Origin of the sequence: Croceicoccus ponticola (genome assembly GCF_004004515.1) — a bacterium.
Lineage (GTDB): Bacteria > Pseudomonadota > Alphaproteobacteria > Sphingomonadales > Sphingomonadaceae > Croceicoccus > Croceicoccus ponticola.
Genome location: NZ_RXOL01000001.1, coordinates 163,713 through 181,957, shown reverse-complemented (window position 1 = coordinate 181,957; position 18,245 = coordinate 163,713). Strand labels below are relative to the sequence as shown.

Annotated in this window: 15 protein-coding genes and 1 pseudogene; 8 read left to right on the top strand and 8 right to left on the bottom strand. The window is 63.0% G+C overall.

Going from position 1 to position 18,245, the window contains the following annotated elements; genetic code table 11:
- Positions 1–56 precede the first annotated feature (56 nt).
- From EKN06_RS00915 to EKN06_RS00905, 3 genes are read left to right on the top strand one after another with little or no spacing between them, the layout of a single operon-like run.
- Positions 57–1,217, top strand: coding sequence for a L,D-transpeptidase family protein (locus EKN06_RS00915; RefSeq protein ID WP_164843883.1), 1,161 nt, complete (start codon positions 57–59; stop codon positions 1,215–1,217).
- A gap of 11 nt (positions 1,218–1,228) precedes the next feature.
- Entirely contained in the window at positions 1,229–2,854 is a 1,626-nt protein-coding gene (locus EKN06_RS00910; RefSeq protein ID WP_127611004.1) for an MBL fold metallo-hydrolase, read from the top strand.
- A gap of 50 nt (positions 2,855–2,904) precedes the next feature.
- On the top strand, positions 2,905–3,084 hold the full coding sequence (locus tag EKN06_RS00905; RefSeq protein ID WP_127611003.1) for a hypothetical protein: 180 nt from the start codon (positions 2,905–2,907) through the stop codon (positions 3,082–3,084).
- A gap of 43 nt (positions 3,085–3,127) precedes the next feature.
- Here EKN06_RS00905 and EKN06_RS00900 read toward each other — a convergent pair whose 3' ends face one another.
- The 3 genes from EKN06_RS00900 to EKN06_RS00890 all read right to left on the bottom strand — a co-directional run bounded on the left by EKN06_RS00900 (position 3,128) and on the right by EKN06_RS00890 (position 6,932).
- On the bottom strand, positions 3,128–5,251 hold the full coding sequence (locus EKN06_RS00900) for a PQQ-dependent dehydrogenase, methanol/ethanol family (protein ID WP_240654544.1): 2,124 nt from the start codon (positions 5,249–5,251) through the stop codon (positions 3,128–3,130).
- A gap of 164 nt (positions 5,252–5,415) precedes the next feature.
- Positions 5,416–6,291 (bottom strand): DUF2182 domain-containing protein, encoded by an 876-nt coding sequence (locus tag EKN06_RS00895; protein WP_127611002.1) that lies wholly within the window; start codon positions 6,289–6,291, stop codon positions 5,416–5,418.
- A gap of 2 nt (positions 6,292–6,293) precedes the next feature.
- The gene (locus EKN06_RS00890) at positions 6,294–6,932 is read right to left on the bottom strand and encodes a DUF1326 domain-containing protein (RefSeq protein WP_240654543.1); all 639 of its coding nucleotides are present in this window, start codon (positions 6,930–6,932) and stop codon (positions 6,294–6,296) included.
- Between the two features lie 124 nt (positions 6,933–7,056).
- On the opposite strand from EKN06_RS00890, the gene trhO reads away from it, so the two are divergent.
- On the top strand, positions 7,057–8,025 hold the full coding sequence (gene trhO / locus EKN06_RS00885; RefSeq protein ID WP_127611001.1) for an oxygen-dependent tRNA uridine(34) hydroxylase TrhO: 969 nt from the start codon (positions 7,057–7,059) through the stop codon (positions 8,023–8,025).
- Entirely contained in the window at positions 8,018–8,647 is a 630-nt protein-coding gene (locus tag EKN06_RS00880) for a glutathione S-transferase (RefSeq protein ID WP_127611000.1), read from the top strand. The genes trhO and EKN06_RS00880 overlap by 8 nt, the downstream gene beginning before the upstream one ends.
- Here EKN06_RS00880 and EKN06_RS00875 read toward each other — a convergent pair.
- From EKN06_RS00875 to EKN06_RS00865, 3 genes are all read right to left on the bottom strand, one after another.
- Complete coding sequence (locus tag EKN06_RS00875; RefSeq protein WP_127610999.1) at positions 8,644–9,543, bottom strand: ROK family protein; 900 nt, start codon at positions 9,541–9,543, stop codon at positions 8,644–8,646. The two genes, EKN06_RS00880 and EKN06_RS00875, sit on opposite strands and share 4 nt — an antisense overlap.
- Positions 9,540–10,676, bottom strand: a complete 1,137-nt coding sequence (locus EKN06_RS00870; RefSeq protein ID WP_127610998.1) for a glycoside hydrolase family 68 protein — start codon at positions 10,674–10,676, stop codon at positions 9,540–9,542. The genes EKN06_RS00875 and EKN06_RS00870 overlap by 4 nt, the downstream gene beginning before the upstream one ends.
- A gap of 72 nt (positions 10,677–10,748) precedes the next feature.
- A complete protein-coding gene (locus EKN06_RS00865) occupies positions 10,749–13,214 on the bottom strand; it encodes a TonB-dependent receptor domain-containing protein (RefSeq protein WP_127610997.1) in 2,466 nt (821 codons plus the stop codon).
- Positions 13,215–13,372: 158 nt separating this feature from the next.
- On the opposite strand from EKN06_RS00865, the gene EKN06_RS00860 reads away from it, so the two are divergent.
- A complete protein-coding gene (locus EKN06_RS00860) occupies positions 13,373–14,698 on the top strand; it encodes an MFS transporter (protein WP_127610996.1) in 1,326 nt (441 codons plus the stop codon).
- A gap of 58 nt (positions 14,699–14,756) precedes the next feature.
- On the top strand, positions 14,757–15,797 hold the full coding sequence (locus tag EKN06_RS00855; protein WP_127610995.1) for a LacI family DNA-binding transcriptional regulator: 1,041 nt from the start codon (positions 14,757–14,759) through the stop codon (positions 15,795–15,797).
- 64 nt (positions 15,798–15,861) lie between these two features.
- Here the strand turns inward: EKN06_RS00855 and EKN06_RS00850 are convergent, their stop codons facing one another.
- Complete coding sequence (locus EKN06_RS00850) at positions 15,862–17,160, bottom strand: O-acetylhomoserine aminocarboxypropyltransferase/cysteine synthase family protein (RefSeq protein WP_127610994.1); 1,299 nt, start codon at positions 17,158–17,160, stop codon at positions 15,862–15,864.
- Positions 17,161–17,163: 3 nt separating this feature from the next.
- Positions 17,164–17,391, bottom strand: a complete 228-nt coding sequence (locus EKN06_RS00845) for a hypothetical protein (RefSeq protein WP_127610993.1) — start codon at positions 17,389–17,391, stop codon at positions 17,164–17,166.
- A gap of 243 nt (positions 17,392–17,634) precedes the next feature.
- On the opposite strand from EKN06_RS00845, the pseudogene EKN06_RS15870 reads away from it, so the two are divergent.
- A pseudogene (locus EKN06_RS15870) lies at positions 17,635–18,030 on the top strand (Ros/MucR family transcriptional regulator); the annotation flags it as partial.
- Positions 18,031–18,245: the final 215 nt, after the last annotated feature.

Genomic DNA, 18,245 nt, shown 5'->3' with positions numbered 1-18,245 from the left:
GTTATATACAACAGGTAGATTTTGCGATGAGGGCGGCGTTGCTCGCGTTGACGCTGATGTCGGGGCTGCTGGCCGCCTCTCCCGCGATGGCCGCGCGCTGGACCAGCGACGATCTCGTCACCTTGCGCCAATGGGTCGCCGCCGCGCCGAACGAAGGATTGCCTGAACTCCCGGTCAGGCCGCTGAGCCGGGCCGTGGCGGCGGGGGCGGAGGCGCAGATCGACGAAGCCGCCGACGCCCTCGCGCTCGAACTTGCGCGGATGCATCTGTTGGGCGCGGCAACTTCGGGCGAACGCGCGGGCTGGAACATCGTCGACCCCGATCGAGATATCGATCTCGCGCCCATGCTGGATCACGCGGTTGGAAACGGCTCGCTCGGCAGTTTTCTTGCCGGCCTGCGCCCTGTGCATCCCGACTATGCGATCTTGCGACGCGCGCTGGCGACTGAAACTGACTTGGATCGGCGCACGGCCATCGTGCGCAACATGGAACGTTGGCGCTGGATGCCGCGCGATCCGGGTGCGGACTACCTGATCGTTAACGCCCCCGCGTTCGAGGCAAGGCTGTGGCGCGGCGGAAAACCTGTGGGCGCATGGCGCGTCATCGTCGGGAAAACCAGCACGCCGACCCCGATTTTCGGCGCGACGGTGACCGGGGTGAACATCAATCCGTGGTGGTATATCCCCGCCAGCATCGTGCGCGAAAGCATCGGTGCGCTGGTCCGTCGCAGCCCCGCGACGGCGCGTGCGCGCGGCTACGTGTGGGGCAACGGGTCCTATCGCCAGAGGCCCGGGCCGAACAATGCGCTGGGCGTGGTTAAACTGGTGATGCCCAACAATTACCGCGTCTATCTGCACGACACGCCGAACAAGGCGCTGTTCGACGAACAGGTGCGCACGTTCAGCCATGGCTGCATCCGGGTCAGCGATGCGCTGGGGCTGGCCACGACGCTGCTGGATGGCCGCATGACCCGCGATGAGATCGACGCCATCGTGGCGACGCGCAAGACGACGACGGTCGACCTGCCGCGCGGGCTGCCGATCTACGTCACGTATTTCACCGCATTTGCCGACGGCGACGGATCGGTACGCGTGGTGCCGGACATCTATCGCCGGGACACCCGCATCCGCGCCTCGGCCGACATGCGCCCGCCGGTGCGGATGGCAGAAACGACGGTCGGCGAAGGCTGTCCCGTCCCGGCAAATGCAGCCGGATGAAGGAGATGACGATGACTGAACACCCGCTTGAGCTGACTTTTCACGGTGGCGCGCAAACCGTCACCGGTTCGTGCATGCGGTTCGAACACGACGGTCGGTCCATCCTTGTCGATTGCGGCATGTTTCAGGGTTCGCGCACGCTCGAAATGCTCAACACCGGGCCGTTCGATTTCGATCCGGCACGCATTCCTGCCGTCGTCCTGACCCATGCGCACATCGACCACAGCGGACTGCTGCCCAAAATGGTGGCGCGGGGGTTCAAGGGCGCGATCTGGTGTACCGGACCGACCGCCGACCTGCTCGAACACATGCTGGCCGACGCGGGGCGGATACAGGAAGCCGATACCCAGCGTCGCAATCGAAGGCGCGACCGCGCGGGCGATGAGGCCTTTGTCCCCGCCTATACCGAAGCGGACGCGCTGGCCGCATGGCGGCTGTGCCGCCGGGTCGAGCTGGAGGAATGGTTCGAACCTGCCCTCGGCTTTCGCGCCCGGCTGTGGAACGCGGGCCACATCCTTGGCGCGGCGTCCGTCGAACTGATGGCTGGCGGCGTTCGCGTCATGTGCTCGGGCGATCTGGGGCCGGATAACAAGGCGTTCCAGCTCGATCCCCAAGGACCCGCTGGATTCGATCATGTGGTGTGCGAATCCACTTATGGCGGGCGCGTGCGCGATGACGTGACGATCGACCAGCGCCGCAAACTGCTCGGCGCCGAAGTTACCGCCGCTCTCGCCCGTGGGGGCAATCTGGTCATCCCGGTTTTCGCGCTGGAACGGACACAGGAACTGCTGCTCGACCTTGTATTCCTGTTGCGTGCGGGGATGGTGCCCGACGTGCCGGTTTTCATTGATTCCCCGCTGGCGTCGCGGGTGACCGAGGTGTTTTCGCGCTATGCGGCAGAGCTTGAGGATACCGGCGGCGCTGACGTTTTTGCCGACCGTTCATTGCATTTCGTGGGTGACGTTGCGGAATCGATCCGGCTGAATTCCGTGTCGGGCGCAATCATCATGGCCGCATCGGGCATGTGCGAGGGCGGACGGATCAGGCATCACCTGACGCACAACCTTCACCGTCCGGATTCGACCGTGCTCTTCGTCGGATTTCAGGCCAAGGGATCGCTCGGCCGAGTCATTCTGGAAGGGGCGAAAGCCGTCCGCATATCGGGCACCGACGTCAGGGTTCGGGCGCAGATCCGGCGGATCGACCATTATTCGGCCCATGCGGACCAGCGCGGACTGCTCGACTGGATCGCCGCAAGGGGGCCGGGGGCCGGCACCATATTCCTCGACCACGGAGAGCCGGAGGAGGCAGAGGCGCTGCGCCGCGAACTGCAGCGCAAATTGCCCGAGGCCAATGTCCGCTTGCCCGAACTGGGCGAAAGCTATGGCCTGGCGGCGGGGAAAAAGGCAAAGCGCACGGCCACCGGGAATGTCGAATTGCAACAGGCGATCGGGGCCGATTGGCAGAACGAATACGCCGCGTTCGCAACCGCGCTGAAGGGCCAGCTGTCGCGCATAGCGGACGAACGCAAACGGCGCGAGGCGTTGCGCCGGATGCGCGAAATTTTGGAATCTTATAACGCGGCCGTTCGACCCCAATCGTCGCGCCGCCAGCCGGACGATACACCCGCTGCGTGAAATTTCGCGCAGCCGTGGTCATTTGGCGAACCAGCGTCTAAGGCACCGGTATGGCCGAACGCTTTGAACGACACCGCCAGCCCTGGCGCCCCGACGAGCTTCAGAAGCTCCACACCCTTGCCAAGAAAGGCATGGGGCTGAAGGCCATAGCCAAGGCGCTCACCCGCAGCGAAGAGTCGATTAAAGACCGCGCCAAGCTGGACGGGCTCCCCATCGCCAAGCTGCGCTGAACGGCCCGCCTGTCGTTTTCCTGACAGGCGAGCCGGGCATAGTCTATTTTTGCGGCTTGGCCGTTGTCCGCCACTTGGCCGCTTCGGCGCGGATGTATTGGCGCACGGCGGCAAGGTCCGCGTCGGTATATTCCTCGAACCGCGGCATGCCGTTGGGCACGAGAATTCCGTCCCTCACCACGCTGGCGAACGCCGCCGCGTCGAGCGGGACGGACGATGCACGCAAATCCGGCGCATGGCCCGCCGCGATGGCATCGACCCCGTGGCACACCGCGCACTGGCGCGCGAACTTCATCAGCCCTTGCAATTCAAGTGCAGCGTCGGCTGTGTAATCCGGGTCGGCCACAGGCTCCACCGGGGTTGCGACCTGTTTCGGCAAAGTGCCCTTGCCACCGATGGCAAAGGTCAGGATGCGCCGGGCCTGCGTGCGGTAATCGATCGATACGGGCAGCAGCGTGCCGAACGCCGAACCGCTGGTGCCCATGCCGGTGATGACGGTCACATACTGCTTGCCGTTCACCGAATAGCTGATCGGCGGCGCGGTGACGGGGGCCTGCGCGGCAAAGCTCCACACCTTCTTGCCGGTATCCGCGGCATAGGCGTCAAACGTGCCGTCGATCCTACCCTGGAACACGAGATTGCCAGCCGTCGTCATGATGCCGCCGTTCCACGGTCCCGGCGTCGGCACTTTCCAGACCTGTTTCTGCGTCACGGGGTCCCATGCGATCAGCGCGCTGGTCGCATTCGTCGGCCCCGCATCGGGCACGACGAAATTGGGGTTGGCCCCGCCATCGACCGCGTTGCCGGGCGTGCGCTTCCAGTTCTTACGCTCGATCCCGACGTCGTTGTAGCTCGTGGCCATCTCGATTGCGGGGATATAGACCAGCCGCGTCTTCGGATTGTACGCCATCGGCAGCCACGTATGCGCGCCGACAGGGCCGGGCCACATCGTGAAAGTCTTGCCATCGGCATAGCGCGCATCGGGATTTTCAACCGGTCTGCCTGTCTTCAGGTCGATCTTCGAGGCCCACGAAACCTTTACGAACGGTTCGGCCGAAATCAGCTTTCCGGTCGTGCGGTCGATGACATAGAAAAACCCGTTCTTGGGCGCGGTCATCAGCACCTTGCGTTGCTGGCCCCCAATGTCGAGGTCGGCCAGTTCCATATCCATCGACGCGTTGTAGTCCCAGCTTTCGCCGGGATTGACCTGATAATGCCACTTGTATTCGCCCGTATCGGCGTCAAGCGCGACGATGGAGGCGAGGAAGAGGTTGTCGCCCTTCCCTTCACTGCGGATCTTGTGGTTCCACGGCGATCCGTTGCCCACGCCGAGGATCATCGAATTCGTGCTGCGATCGTAGGTCATCGCGTTCCAAACGGTGCCGCCGCCGCCGTATTTCCACCATTCGCCAGCCCACGTCTTGGCCGCCATTTCCATGGCCTTGTTCTCAAACCCATCGGACGGATTGCCCGGCACGGTCCAGAAGCGCCAGAGCTGGCTTCCGGTCTTCGCATCGTAAGCGGTCACATAGCCGCGCACGTCGCTGACATCGCCTCCGCCAAAGCCGATGATGACCTTGCCGTCAAAGTACCGCGCCGGCCCACTGATGAAGCTGGCGTTGTCCTTGGGCAGCGTTTGCGCCGACCACGCAAGCGTGCCGTCCTTGGCATTGATGCCCAGCAAACGACCGTCATGCGTGCCGACGTAAAGCCGCCCTTCGCCATAAGCGAGGCCGCGAATGCCCCAGCCCTGACGCAGCTTGCGACCGGCGGCTTCGGGCACTTGCGGATCGTATTCCCACAACAGCTTGCCCGTCACGGCATCGATGGCTCGCACGACCGAATAGCCGGTGGCGGTGTAAAGCACGCCGTCCACTGCCAACGGCGCGGACACGCTGTTCTGTTGGGGAAGGTCCATCGACCAGACGAGGCCGAGTTCGCCCACGTTGTCCGCGTCGATCTGATCGAGCGCGCTGTAATGCTGTTCGTCGCTGTTCCCGCCGAACCCGGTCCAGTTGGCCGCATCCTGCGCGGGATCGGCGGCTTCTGGCGTATCGGTTGTACAGGTCGAAAGACAGGCGGCAGCAATCATCGCCAGCACGAAACGCGGAGCGGCGCGCCCCAGGTTCGTCCGGAAAACCGATGGCGTAAAATTGGAAATGATCACGGCAACTCCCGCATTTATGTTCTGTGTTTCCCGCCACATGGGCAACGGGGCGAACCCGGCGGCAGCGTGCCAACCGAATGTCGCGAGCATCCGTCTTGGCGCAAGAGCAAGACCCGCGCACCTCGCATTCTGGCTAAGTTCTAGCTAGCTATGTTCTGGCGCGATCAGAAGACGAGAATCGCAATTCCCCACCCGATACAGCCCAGTCCGGCAACAATGGCCACGGCGCGGCCCCACGGCAGCAGCTTTTCCGCCGCAACCAGCAATGTCAGCAGCGCGATCCACGCAAGGTTCATGACCCCGCCGACGAACAGCAGGGCCATCAACAACCAGCAGCATCCGACGCAATAGGCGCCGTGGATCACGCCCATGCGCATCCCGCCCAACCGTCCGGGCCGATAGTGCCGCGCAAGGAATTGCCCCGGGCTGCGGCAATGGTTCAGGCACGCCTCCTTCAACGGGCTGAGCTGATAGGCACCGGCGGCAATGAGCACGATCGCGGACAGGACCCGGCTTTGCGACGCCATGCCCATCGCGCTCAATAACCCGGTCGCATCCAGCATCATGTGCAACAAGGTCGCGAACACGGAAAATCCGCCCCATACGATCAGGTATCCGGCCAGAAACGCCCCGGTCGCGGGTGACATCGCACCGTTAGATCCGTCAGCCGATACATGGGCCGAAGCTCCGACCGCCTTGGCATAAAGCAGGATCGTCGGCGTGGCGGCAGGCAGCATCATGGCAATCATCATGACCCACCACATCGACATGACGAGCAGGATGCGGCTGCCCGACCATGCGCTCGTCCCCTCGATGGGCGGAGCGGGTATGTCCGCCATGGGCATATCCCCCATGGCCATATCCGCCATCGGCATGTCGGGCGTCGCGATATCGGACATGGATTGCGGAACGATCGAGACCAGCGGATCCATCGCCATGCCCGCCCCGGCCACGATCCATGTCCACGCCAATACCGCGAGGAGGACCAGCGCCATTATCGTTATGGCGCGCTGATGGCGCAGCGCGCGCGGCAGGATCATCTTCAGGCGGCCCTCACCACCCCGTGGCTGTCGAGATGAAGGTGGGCGAACTGGCCATAGCTGTTCGCGTGCTCCAGTGTCATCGGCCCCGTCGCCCTGCTCGTCCCCGAACCGATTTCGGCAATTTCGTATTCGAAACCGTTTGGCAGGTCGATGCGGGCGCGCACTTCGGACCCGTCGACCGGACTGCGGATCGGTTCGCCCGTCATTTCGACATGCCCCGGAATGTGCAGGCGTCCCTTGCGCCCTTCGACGTTCACTTCAAAATCGATCCGCGTGAACACCGGTGCGTGCATGGTTTCGATGGTGGAGGCAAAGACCGCGAAGACCGTCGCCATCGGATCGGTGTCGCCGCCGGTCATGATGGTAAGCAGCGCGCTGCGCTGCGCCTCGTCCGCGCGTTCGTCGACAAAGGCGACGCATTCGCCCTTTCCTTCGTGAATCGGCCCGGGCCAGCGGAACACCGCCGAAATATTGAGGCCCGAAAGATCGGTGTCGCCGTAATGCCCTTCGTCGATGGCCATGCCGAAAACGGCCTGGCACCCGCCCTTGTCCGGCAATCCGCCGAACTGACAATTGCAGCCGTAATCGCAATTGCAGTTGGCGAGTTCGCGCCCCTTGAGCTTCCAGTAAGTCACCATCAGTCTCCATCCGCCACGATGCGACCCGCGTCGGCGGCAGCATAGCACATTTGAAATTTCGGGCGAAATCGGTGGATCGCCGTCAGATGCTGACGCGTGGCGAGGACGGCGCTATAGGCGCACGATGCACAGCCATCGTGACGAATCCCCCGAACAAATCCGCGTCGCCGCGCTCTACCGCTTCACGCGGTTCGACGATTGCGCGCAATTGCGCGAACCGCTCGACCGGATTTGCACCCGTCATCGCGTTAGAGGCACGCTTTTGCTTGCGCCCGAAGGGATCAATGGCACGATTGCGGGAACCGCCGCGGGCATCGACGCGGTGCTGGATCACATCCGCACGCTGCCCGATTGCGCGATGCTTGACGTCAAGTTTTCGGCCACACCGAAAATGCCATTCCATCGCCTGAAAGTCCGGCTGAAGCGCGAGATCGTCACGATGGGCGAGCCCGACATCGATCCGAGGGCGAGCGTGGGCACTTACGTCGATCCGGGCGACTGGAACGCACTGATTTCGCAATCTGACACCATCGTCATCGACACCCGCAACGATTACGAAGTCGCCGTTGGCACGTTCGCCGGAGCCATCGACCCCAAGACGGCCACATTTCGCGATTTCCCCGCATGGTTCCGCCGCGAACGCGACGCCATTCTGGGCACGGGCAAGACGCCAAAAGTCGCGATGTTCTGCACCGGCGGCATCCGGTGCGAAAAATCGACCGCATTTCTGAAGCAGGAAGGGGTGGAGGACGTCTTCCATCTCAAGGGCGGTATTCTCAGATACCTCGAAACCGTGCCCGAGGACGAAAGCCTATGGCAGGGCGAATGCTTCGTCTTCGATCAGCGAGTGACCATCGGCCACGGGCTTGCGCAGGGGCACTATGCGCTGTGTCATGCCTGTCGACGCCCGGTCAGCGAAGAAGATCGCGCGTCGCCGCTGTTCGAAGTCGGCGTGGCCTGCCCCGCGTGCCATGGCGAACGGACGGACGAACAGCGCGCATCCTATCGCGAGCGTCAACGGCAGGAAGCGCTCGCCGCCGAACGGGGTCGCGCGCATATCGGTGCGATCAGGTCTGCCGAAACCGATGACTGAGCAAGCCGATCCGATCCTCTACAGCTTTCGCCGCTGCCCTTATGCCATGCGCGCGCGGCTGGCGCTCAAGGTTGGCGGATTGCGCTGCGAACTGCGCGAGATCAAGCTTTCGGCCAAGCCTGACGCCATGCTGGCCGCGTCACCCAAGGGCACCGTCCCCGTGCTCGTCATGCCCGGTGGCGAGGTGATCGACGAAAGCATCGACATCATGCGCCGCGCATTGGCGCTGCACGATCCCGAAGGCTGGCTGGATCGCGACGATCGCTCGCTGATCGCGCTGAACGACGAAGACTTCAAGCGCGATCTGGACCGGTACAAATATCCCGAACGACAAGACGCCGATCCGTCTTACCATCGTGACAGCGGGCTTGGATTCCTGCGCGAACTGGAAAGCCGCCTGATGCAGTCCGATCAGCTATGCGGCGCGGCTCGGGGCATTGCCGATGCGGCGATTTTCCCGTTCGTGCGCCAGTTCGCGGCGGTGGACCGGGAATGGTTCGACGGGGTCCCGCTCCCCCGGTTGAAGACGTGGCTTGACGGTCACTTGAGCTCGGACTTGTTCGCGGCGATCATGGTGCGCCCGCGCCCTTGGGCACCGGGCGACGTGGCGATCGCGTTCTAACCCATCGCCTGCGCGGCGAGCACCAGCGATCCCACCGGCCCCGCATCGTCGCCCAGCGTCGGCGCGCAGATCATGCGAGACAATGCGGCTGCGTCCATATCACCAAGGTAACCGGCAATCAGGCCCGGCAGCGCATCCCTTGCCCGCGCGATCAGGTGCGGCTGGCGATTGGCGACGCCGCCTCCGATGACGATGCGCTGGGGCGAAAAGGTCAGCATCAGCTGCGCCAGCAACTCCGCCAGATCCATGCCCACAGGATCCCACGCCGGATCGACCGGGTCCAGATCGGCCGGATGCGCGGGCAGTCGAGCTTCGAGCGCAGGGCCGGCGATCAGCCCTTCGATGCAATCGCCGTGAAACGGGCATACCCCGGCAAATGCGTCGCCCGCGACCCGGCGAAGGCGAACGTGGCCGATTTCGGGGTGCATCGCGCCGTGGACAGGGCGACCGTCCAGCAGCACGCCCCCGCCAAGCCCTGTGCCGATAGTGAGGTAGATGACATTGCCGCAGCCCTGCGCCGCGCCAAGCGCATGTTCGGCCAGCGCCGCCGCATTGACGTCGGTGTCGACGCCGATGGGACAGGCGAACGCCCGGCGAACCGGGGCGAGGATTTGTGCACCGCTCCAGCCCCGCTTGGGCGTGGCCAGAATGGTCCCGAAATCGGCGGCCTGGGCATCGACCCGGAGCGGCCCGAAACTGCCGATGCCGATAGCGTCCAGCGGCGCTGCGCGGTTCCATTCGCCCAGCACGGCCAGCGCCGCGCCCATCGTTTCGTCAGGGGTAGTGGTCGGAAATTCGCGGCGCTCCACGATCCGGGTACCGTCGCCCAGCACCACGATCGTCTTGGTCCCGCCCAGCTCGATCCCGGCCAACCGCTGCGCCGTTCCGCCGGTCATGCGAGACCGGCAGTCGCGCCGTCGAGCGTAAGGTGCAGGAACGGCGCGAACGTGCCGCCGAAATGCGCACGGCCATGTGGCTTTGCCTCGGCCGCCGGATCGTCCACGCCCCAATAATCGACGAAGCTGGTCACCCGAAGGTCGGGCATCACCCACCAGCTATAGGTCTGGAACGGTTCGTTCACCGGGTTGGCGAAGATCAGTCCGTCACCGTTGAGCAATTGCCACGTCCCTTCGATATTGTCGGCGACCGCTCCGTAAAGCCCCGTTGGCGCGATACAGCCCGGCGCAAACACTTTCGCCTGCGTCGACCAGAACAGGTATATCCTGCCGTTCGCAGCGACAAGGTGCGGTCGTTCCAGTTCGTTGTTCGTGCCCACGGCATCGATCAGTGGATCGACTGCGTTATAAGTCCCGTCTTCCCCGGCAAGCGCCATGCCGACCATGCCGTTGAACGGTCCCGGATCGGCCTTGGACGACGCCGTGAACAACAGGATTTTGCGGCCATCTGGCAGGTCCCATGGAAAGGGATCGCGAAATGCCTTGATCTCGCCGATGGTCCCTTCGGCCGCTTCGACGGCAAGATAGGGACCGGACCCGGGCGCAAGCAATTCGCGCGGTTCGCTCCAGCCCTTAAAGATTTCCTCGCCGTCACCCAGATGCAAGCGGGTGACGAACAGGCGCTGGCGATAGCTCAACCGATCTTCGTCGCGCGCGCCGGCAGCGGTGAAATACAGCGCGACCTCATCGCCTTCGATCCGAGCCGAGCCCGACCATTCGCGAGTTCCCGGCGAAAAGCCGTCGGGCAGCGTCGGTCCCATGTGGTGGAACGCGCCGTCGACGTGGTGGAAAGTATGGATGCGGGCTTTGCCGTGGCGTTCCTCGGGATCGTCCAACGCCGGGGCGGCCAGGGCGAACCAGAGCTCTCCGCCGCGCCACGATACCGGGTTGCCCGCATTGTCGGCCAACGGCCAGGCGTCCCAGACGTCGAGATCGCTGCCGATCCGCACGACGTCCGTCTGTCCCAGCACCGGTGCGCGGTCGAAATCCCGTTGGGCCAGAGTGGCCAGATCCGCCGCGGTCCAGCGCAGCGTGGCGGGCTGAAGTGCGGGATGAGGGGTAATCTGGGTCATGATCCGATCAGACGCATCGGGTGGGTGGCTCCGTGGAGGGAATTGGAGCCACCCACCGCGCGCATCGCTTCGTCAGAAATCGTAACGAAGCGATGCGGAAATCGTGCGTCCGTTGATCGATCGGGCGCGAAGGTAGTTGTCCATCCCTTCGACGATCGATCCTTCTTCGGCTTCGGTGATTCCGGTTGTGTCGAACAGGTTGTTGGCGTTGATCGAAAGCTCGATATCGTCGCGCGGCCTGATGTTCACGAAAGCGTTCACCTGGGTAAAGGCCGGGAACACCAGCTGGTTGCTGTCTTGCGCATAGGCCTTTGACGTGCCGACGATGTTGAAGCCGGCGCGCACGATGTCGAAATCGACCGCGGGGGTCAGCTGATAGACGAACTTCGCCTGCCGACGGGGCGTGTTGCCTTCGTTTGCCGGAGTGATGTTGTCCTTGGCGATTTCGGCATCGGTATAAGTCGCGCCAGCCCGCAGGTCGAAGATGCCCGAACGGAACGCGCCTTCCAGTTCGACGCCCGTTGCCTTGTAGGTGCGGTCGAAGAAAGTCTGGCTGGTCGCTTCGAAGTTCTGTTCCTGAGTTTTGGCATGGAAGCCGGTGACGAACAGCGCAAACGGTCCGTTGCGATATTTGACGCCCAGTTCATACTGGTCGACGAAGTCCACAGCGTCTTCCTTGCGGACCGAACCGTCGGCCTGAACCACACCGAACAGCAAGCGATCGGCATTGGCGCGGCCACCGCGGCTGACCCGCGCAAAGGCGGCGAGATCGGCGGTGAACCGATAGTTCGCGCCAACCGACCACGACCAGTAACCGACGTTGTAATCGACCGGGCTGGCATTGGCGTTGTCGATCGTCGAAACACTCCGCTCGACCGGTTGGATCGTGCCGTCGCCGTTCACGTCGAGATTGGCCATCTGGCTGTTGCCGGCATATTCGCCCCGCGCCTTGACGTGGTCGTAACGCAGCGATCCATCGAGGCTGAGATCGCCGAATTCGAAGCCGACCGCGGCATAAGGCGCATCGATGTCGTAACGGACATCGTAACTGCGCTGGCAGCAATTGCCCCAGTACGGCACGCCATAGGCATAGAGCCCGCCATCGGTCAGCGTGTTGCCGCTCACCGGATCGACGACGTCGACCAGCGCGGCGTTATGCCCTTCGACTTCGAGCAGGAAGCTGTCCCAGATCCAGTCCATGTCGATGTTCTGGCGTGCCTTGTAGTAACCGGCGGTCAGCGTGGCGGGTCCGACTTCCTTTACCAGTTTGAAATCGTTGGAAAATCCGCCGAAGTCGTTAATGTCGACATTGAACAGGTGGGTGCGCATCAGCAGCCCGTTCGAGTTGGCGAACGGGGAACCCGCGTTCGGGCCATTGGCGTAAACGAGGTCGTAGTTGCCCGGCACGCCGGTCAAGAGTTCGCCGACCGAATTGCCGATGCCGCCCGCCGCGCCGATTTCCGAAGGGAACGGCGATACGAACCGGCCCGACACGTCGGACCAGCGAAAGCGTTCCTCGACCCGGAAGCCGTCAGCGATTTCGAACTGTGCTTCCAGCCCCAGCGAAGTGACCAGCGGGTGCATCCCGTCCTTGATGTCAGTGGTGCGGGTGTCGTTGTTGCCGTCGAGACCGAACGCGCTGGTAAAATACTTGCTGTGCGGGGTGTCGGACTTGATGTCGAAACCGTCGATGGACCCGAACTTGGGATCTGCGTTGGTGCCGGTAACCCGCGTCGGCATCGGCAGGTAGCCGATAGCCCGATCGTCGAGATGCTTGACGTGGAGACGGACGAAACCGCCGTCGAATTCCTGCGTCAGGTTGGCCTTGATCTGGTAGCCGCTGTTGCCGTTGTACCCGGCATCGCGCGGCCCTTCGCCTTCGCGCCAGAAGCCGCCGATATTAAAGCGGGTGTTTTCGCCAAGCGAGCCGCCGTAGTTGAAGTCGAGCCGGTATTCTTCGTAATCGATGCCCGCAGTCGCCATGACGGTGCCGCCTTCCTGGCTACCGTCCTTCGACACGAAGTTGATGACGCCGCCCGGGGCGTTGGACGCAAGGGTCGATGCCGAACCGCCGCGTACGGCCTGGATCGACTGGATCGTCTGATCGGCGCGCAGGAAGATGTCGGCGTTGCCAAAAGCGATGTCGCCGAATTGCATGACCGGCAGGCCGTCTTCCTGCAATTGCAGGAATTTCGCGCCGCCCGAAGCTACGGGAAGACCGCGAACCGCGATGTTGGCGTTACCATCACCGCCGGTCGATTCCGAACGGATGCCGGGGATTTGGCGGAAGATTTCAGCGGTGGTGCGCGGAGCCGCGTCGGAGATCAGATCGGGCGAAAGCACGCTGACCGAAACCGAACTGTCCATCGCATTGGCCTGACGGGCCGAGGCGGTCACGACAATGACATTGAGGCCGAGCGCATCGTCCTGCGCCGCGACGGTGGTCGACGCTTCCTGAGCAGTATCCTGCGCTTGGGCATTGGCGGCGGCAAGTGCGCTCAAGGCAGCGCCAACGGCCATAATCGAACGGAAGTTCATCAATCCTCTCCTGCAATCTTTATGATTCGCAGCCTAAGCCTACCCCAGATACAAACGATTGCAATAGCTTTTTTCAAACGATTGCATTTATGCGTTTTTGCGCTAGCATCGGCCTATAGAAACGTCGCCGAAGCGGCTGGTCGAGAGGATTGAAGGCTATGGAAACCCGCGCAAAACCGCGCCTTTCGCTGCCGCGAATCATCGAAATGAATATCGGCTTTTTCGGGCTTCAATTCAGCTTTGGTCTGCAGCAGGCGAACATGGGGCCGATCTACGGTTTCCTCGGTGCCGACGAAGCGACGATGCCCCTGCTCTGGCTGGCGGGACCGATGACGGGCCTGATCATTCAGCCGATCGTCGGCGCGATGAGCGACCGGACCAAATCACGGTGGGGCCGGCGCACGCCCTATTTCCTGATCGGCGCGATCATCTGTTCGATCAGCCTGTTTCTGATGCCTTATTCCAGCGCGCTGTGGATGGCGGCGTCCCTGTTGTGGATCCTCGATGCCGGCAACAACATCACGATGGAACCCTATCGCGCCTATGTCGCCGACAGGTTGAGCCCTGACCAGCGATCGGTCGGGTTCCTGACGCAAAGCGCATTCACCGGACTGGCCCAGACGTTGTCCTATCTGGCGCCCACCTTGCTGACTTCGTTCGTCGCGCGTGATTTGCTGGACGACAACGGCATTCCGGTGATCGTCCGCATCGCTTTCATCATTGGCGCGATCCTGTCGATCTCAACCATAGTCTGGTCGGTCTGGCGTGTGCCCGAATTGCCGCTGACGGACGAAGAACGACAGGACCTCGAAGCGCGCCCGATGACCTTCGGCGCCACGATGCGCGAAATTATCGACGCCATCCGCGACATGCCCGCCCCCATGCGCCAGCTTGCGCTGGCCATGCTGTGTCAGTGGTATGCGATGTTTACCTACTGGCAGTTCATCGTCTTTGCCGTCGCACGCGCATTGTACGATACCAGCGATCCGGCGTCGCAGGGATTCCGCGATGCCACGCTGACCGCGCAGCAAGCAGGTGCGTTCTACAACTTCATCGCCTTTGCGGGCGCGCTGCTGCTGATCCCGATCGTGCGGCGCTGGGGTGCGCGGCGGATCCATGCTTTGTGCCTGACCGCATCGGGAACGGCGATGCTGCTGATCCCCGGCGTCGAAACGGCGTGGGTGCTGTTCGCCCTGATGCTGGGCATCGGCATCGGCTGGGCCGGAATGATGGGCAACACGTACGTCATGTTGGCCGATTCCATTCCGCCTGAACGGACCGGCATATACATGGGGATCTTCAACATGTTCATCGTCATTCCGATGATGATCGAAACGTTGACGATGCCGCTGATCTATCGCCCCTTGTTGGGTGGCGATCCCCGCAACACGTTGATCCTGGCAGGTGCGTTGATGTTGCTGGGCGCGGTCGCCACGCTGTTCGTTCGTGCCGGAAACCCGGTGCCAAGGGCGGCGCGCGCCTGACACGCATCGGGGCTAACAAACGTTTGCAAGCCATCAACTGCGATTCTATGGCCATGACATGACCAGCGACAACGATATCTCGGGCGACGTTGCTCCGCCGCAGGTCCGCACCTTGGCCGACATTGGCCGTATCGCCGGGGTTTCGGCCGGAACGGTATCGCGCGCGCTGGCCGGATCGCCGCTGGTCAAGGCCAAGACGCGGGAACAGATACAAGCGCTGGCCCGCGAACACGACTTTCGCCCCAACCAGATGGCGAGCAAGCTGCGGACCCGCCGCACCGGGGTGATCGGCGTGGTGATCCCGCTCGGGCATGAACGGCGGCAGCATATTTCCGACCCGTTTTTCATGACGCTGCTGGGATATCTGGCCGATGAGCTGACCGAACGCGGTTACGACTTGATGCTCAGCCGCGCGATCCCCGACGATACGCCCGACTGGCTTGAACGGATCACGAGCTCCGGCATGGTCGATGGCGTCATCGTGATCGGGCAATCAGACCAATACGACAAGATCGAACGTGTCGCGGCGAACTATCCCAATCTCGTCGCATGGGGCACCTATCGCCCCGGCCAGATACATTGCGTGGTGGGCACCGACAATCGCGCGGGCGGGCGCATGGCGGCCGAACGGCTGATCGCAGGCGGCGCGCGCAAGCTCGTGTTCCTGGGCGATACGACCGGCATCGAAATCGCCGAACGGCTCGACGGCGCAAGGGATGCGATCGCCGGACGCGACGCGACACTCGTCCACTTGCCCTGCCATTTGTCGAACGAGACTATGGAAGGCGAATTGCGCGAACAGTTGCGGGCCAATGCCGGCAGTTTCGACGCCATCGTCGCGGCATCCGACCTGATCGCCATGTCCGCGATGAAGGTTCTTCACGAACAGGGGATGACGATCCCGGACGACGTTCAGATCATCGGCTTCGACGACCTTCCGCTTGCGGCGCAGACGATGCCGCCGCTAACCACCATCCGACAGGACATTGCCCGCGGCGCGCACGAAATCGTCGCCGACCTCGAAGCATCGATCGCCGGGCGGTCAAAGCAACATGTCGTGATGGAACCCATCCTGATGGAACGCCAGACCACCCTTTGACACGCCACGACGCGCGCAAAGGGTCATCTGCAAAGGTCCTTGGGGCCAGGCGCTTGACCGCCGATCAGACGCCGGCCTTGTCCAGCGCCTGTTCCAGATCGGCGAGGATGTCGTCGATATGCTCCAACCCGATCGACAGCCTGACATAGCCCGGCGAAACGCCCGCCTTCACCTGATCCGCTTCGGCCATCTGCGAATGGGTCGTCGATGCAGGATGGATGGCAAGGCTGCGGGCATCGCCGATGTTGGCGACGTGATAGAACAGCTGCAACGCATCGATAAAGCGCCGTCCGGCATCGCGACCGCCGGCCAGTTCGAAACCCAGCAAGCCACCCAATCCGCCCGACAGATACTTTGCCGCGCGCTCTGCCTGAATGCCGGTTTGCACCGATGGGTGGATCACGCGGGTCACGTCGGCGCGGCCATTGAGAAAGGCCACGACCTTCATCGCATTGTCGCAATGGCGCGGCATCCGCAGCGGCAAGGTTTCGAGACCCTGCAGGAGCTGGAACGCATTGAACGGCGAAAGCGCCGCGCCAAGATCGCGCAACAGCACAGTGCGCGCACGCAGGACATAGGCGATGGGCCCCAACGGCTTGGCCGCCTGGCTCCATACCGCGCCATGATAACTGGCGTCGGGAGTGTTCAACGTGGGGTGGCGTTCGGGAAACGCTTCCCAATCAAAGTTGCCGCCATCGACGATCATCCCGCCAATGGATGTGCCATGCCCGCCGATATACTTGGTGGTGGAATAGACGACGATTGCTGCCCCGTGATCGAACGGCCGGGCCAGCAGCGGCGCGGCCGTGTTGTCGACGATCAACGGAATGCCCATCGGCCGTCCCAACGCCGCGATCTCGCCGATGGGGCAAACGACCAGCTTGGGATTGGGCAGGGTTTCGGCATACCATGCCCGTGTGCGGTCGTCGCTGGCCCGGACGAAGGCGTCGGGGTCGGCGGGATCGACGAAGCGCGTCTCGATCCCCTGATCCTTCAGCGTGTTGGCAAAAAGGTTGTAGGTGCCGCCGTACAAGTCGGTGCCGCTAACGATGTTGTCGCCCGCGCGCGCCAGGTTCTGAACGGCATAGGCGGACGCTGCCTGACCCGATGCGACCGCCAATGCCGCGGCCCCACCCTCCAGCGCTGCAATCCGCTGTTCCAGGATGTCCGTCGTCGGATTTCCGATGCGGGTATAGATGTTGCCGAGTTCCTCAAGCGCGAAGAGGCGCGCGGCGTGATCGGCATCGTCGAATTGATAGGACGTGGTTTGATAGATCGGCGGTGCGACCGCCCCGGTCTGAGGATCGGCACGCCATCCAGCATGAAGGGCCAGGGTCTCTGGGTGCAGTTTGCGATCCGTCACGGGTCATCCTCTCGTCTGGCGCGGCCCTTGTGGGCGTGGCGCCGGTTCGGCGTCGTGGTCGAACATCGAGCGGCGAAAGTCCAGACCCGCGCCGAAATCCGCGCGGCGAGCGGCCCAACATGAACTTCGCGGCGGCATCGCGCCCTTCTGCCGTTGGCGCAGCAACAGATGCCGCGACAGCAGCAAGGCCGGGATCAGCGGCAACCAAAGGATCAAGGCCCGCAACAGCATCCCCAAAGGCGGCGACAGGCCGAGGCGATCGCATTCAATGCCAGCGCAAGACCGGACGGCGACACGGCATGATCTGGGTCCGGGTGTCCCGAACAAAGACAAGTCGCCATCAGCGAAGTATGCTGAATTCGAATTCCGTGGTATTTTTTCGCTCAAGCTGATTAATATGGCATCTCGCTTATTCGAGCCAATATGCCTCATCGTATTCGAGTGCGGCAAACAGTTGATAATGAAAGGCCAGCAATGGATCGGGACCTGACAGCGGAAACCCTAATCACCCTCACGACCGATATTGTTGCGGCCCATGTCAGCAACAATTCGGTCGATGTCGCCGATGTGCCGAGACTGATCAACAGTATCCATGCAGCGCTCGCGGGTCTTGGTTCTTCGGAGCCCGAAGAAGTTCCGCCCGAACCGGCGGTACCGGTCCGCAATTCGATCAAGCCCGATTACATCGTGTGTCTTGAAGACGGCAAGAAGCTGAAGATGCTCAAGCGTCACCTGATGACGCATTACAAGATGACGCCCGACCAGTATCGCCAGCGTTGGAACCTGCCGGCAGACTATCCGATGGTGTCGCCCAATTACGCCGCCAAACGCCGCGAACTCGCTGTGAAGATCGGTCTGGGGCGCAAGCCCGCAATCCCTGCGGCCGAACCGGCCAAGCCCGTCCGGGCCAAGGCGGCGACGAACAGTACTGCGGCGAAAAAGACCGCGAACGGCAAGACGCCGGCAATAAAGGCGCCGACCAGCAAGACCGCGCCCAAGACCGCGACAACCAAGACTGCGACAGCCAAGGTTGCGACAGCCAAGGTTGCGCCAGCCAAGACCGCGCCAGCCAAGACTGGGGCAGC